This is a genomic window from Streptomyces sp. NPDC089915 (assembly GCF_040684675.1).
Classification (GTDB): domain Bacteria; phylum Actinomycetota; class Actinomycetes; order Streptomycetales; family Streptomycetaceae; genus Streptomyces.
The window spans coordinates 1-1,710 of the sequence record NZ_JBFBGN010000347.1; the positions used below are offsets into that span (position 1 = coordinate 1).

A 1,710-nucleotide genomic window follows, 5' to 3' on the forward strand; every position below is an offset into this window, starting at 1 on the left:
GTACGGGCCAGGGGCCACGATTCGCCCCGGCGTCTGACGCGGAGCACGCCCCAGCCGTACAGCCCGCCCAGCACGGCGGCCACGAGCAGTGCGGGCAGGTCCAGCTGCCACGAGGACAGCAGGCTTCCCCAGCTCAGCTCCGGCAGACTCCCCGCCGCGGTCGCGGCACGCGTCATCCCAGCCATCCGGCTCTTCCCTTCCCAGCGGCTCCCACCGGCCCGCGACACGCGCGGACCGGGGCCAGGCTAGTCCTCCCGGCGGACCGGTCACTCCACGGGCCCCTGGCTCCACCGCCCCGCGTGACGCTCACCACGACACCTACGCGGCGGTCCCATGAGCGGCTTCCCGGCCGTCTCCCGGCCCCTACCGCCGTGTTGGGCGGGCCCTGCTTGCTTTGCGGGTCCACTCCGGCCTATTGTCGTCATCGTGACGATAACCGCTCGGCGGTCCCCGTTCCCTCGCCTCGGTGTGCCGCCGGCGGCTGTGCAGGGCGGTTGGGCCCACGGCCGCGGCGGCATCGGCGATGGCCTCAAGACGGAGAAGTGAGCATGTTCGAAATGCCGGTAAATCCCTTTGAGCTCTCCGAAGAAGCGGTGAGCCGCATATCCGCCGACGACTCATGGGCGCCGGCCGAGTCGGAGCTCCCGAACATCGATGCCAGGGTGATCCGCCATTTCCTCACTCCGGCTGAAGTGGAGGTGTTCGCGGCCGAACTGGCTGCCCAGCCGTTTGTGCCGGTGGGCCTGGACGGCGATGCCGCCAACTATGCGGTGGGAGATCCGGTCGGTCATCTCCGCGCCACGGCCGAGTCCGGAGATCTGGCGGCGGAGTTCTACCGCAGACTGCGGACGTTCCTGTCGCCTGAAGTGGGATCGGACGCTCCGACGGACTCGGACGGAAGGCGCTGGAAGCCGGCGGCCGTCAATCCGCGGATGCGCTTCATCACGTACGGAGACGGCGGGCGTCTTGTCCCGCACTACGATTCGCCCTATTTCGCCCCCGACGGGAGGCGGACCCTTCTGACGGTCGTCGTCTACCTGTCGTATGAGGCGGTGGGCGGAGAAACGCGGTTCATCGCCGACAGGCAGAACGAGCTGCCCTTTGCGCAACGTGACTTCTCGGACTGGCACCGGCCCGCGGAGCCTGAGGAGATAGTGAGCACCTACCATCCCGAACCGGGCGATGCGCTCCTCTTCTGGCACCGGACGCTCCACGACTCGGCCCCGGTCCTTGAGGGCACGAAGACGATCCTCAGGACCGATGTGCTCTACGAGCCCATCGATGCGCCGTGAGCTCCCTTGGCCGAACCTCCCTGCGGCAGTGCGGAGTTGTGGATTCCGGGCGTACCGTCGTCGCCGTCGCGTGGTGATCGGACGAGGGAGGCACGAGGGTGGACGGGGAGCTCCTGGGGGGCCGCTACCGGCTGCTGCGACCGGTCGGCGAGGGCGGGATGGGGCAGGTGTGGGAGGCGCGGGACGAGAGGCTGGGCCGGGCCGTCGCCGTCAAGGTGATCTCCCTGCTCGCCGGCGGGGGCAGCCGCGGCGACGAGGCCCGGGCCCGGTTCCTGCGCGAGGCGCGGATCACGGCGCGGCTCCAGCACCCCAACATCGTGACCATCCACGACCTGGGTGAGACCGGCACGGATGAAGGCGAGGCTCCGTTCCTGGTGATGGAGCTGGTCCGGGGCGAGGGACTCGACGCGAAGCTGCG

2 protein-coding genes and 1 pseudogene are annotated in these 1,710 nt (G+C 69.8%); 2 read left to right on the forward strand and 1 reads right to left on the reverse strand.

Translation table 11 applies throughout. The features are described from left to right. Positions 1-176: pseudogene (locus AB0O29_RS35670) on the reverse strand (cytochrome c oxidase assembly protein); the annotation flags it as partial. Positions 177-548: 372 nt separating this feature from the next. Here AB0O29_RS35670 and AB0O29_RS35675 point away from each other — a divergent pair. Together AB0O29_RS35675 and AB0O29_RS35680 are read left to right on the forward strand one after the other, a co-directional pair. Continuing rightward, positions 549-1,292, forward strand: a complete 744-nt coding sequence (locus AB0O29_RS35675) for a 2OG-Fe(II) oxygenase (RefSeq protein ID WP_365160529.1) — start codon at positions 549-551, stop codon at positions 1,290-1,292. Between the two features lie 98 nt (positions 1,293-1,390). Then, positions 1,391-1,710 (forward strand): protein kinase (locus AB0O29_RS35680; RefSeq protein ID WP_365160526.1); only part of this gene is annotated, 320 nt, incomplete at its 3' end.

Bases quoted from the DNA above. Each gene is read 5' to 3' on its own strand.
- AB0O29_RS35675 (WP_365160529.1), top strand. From the start codon at position 549: ATGTTCGAAATGCCGGTAAATCCCTTTGAGCTCTCCGAAGAAGCGGTG.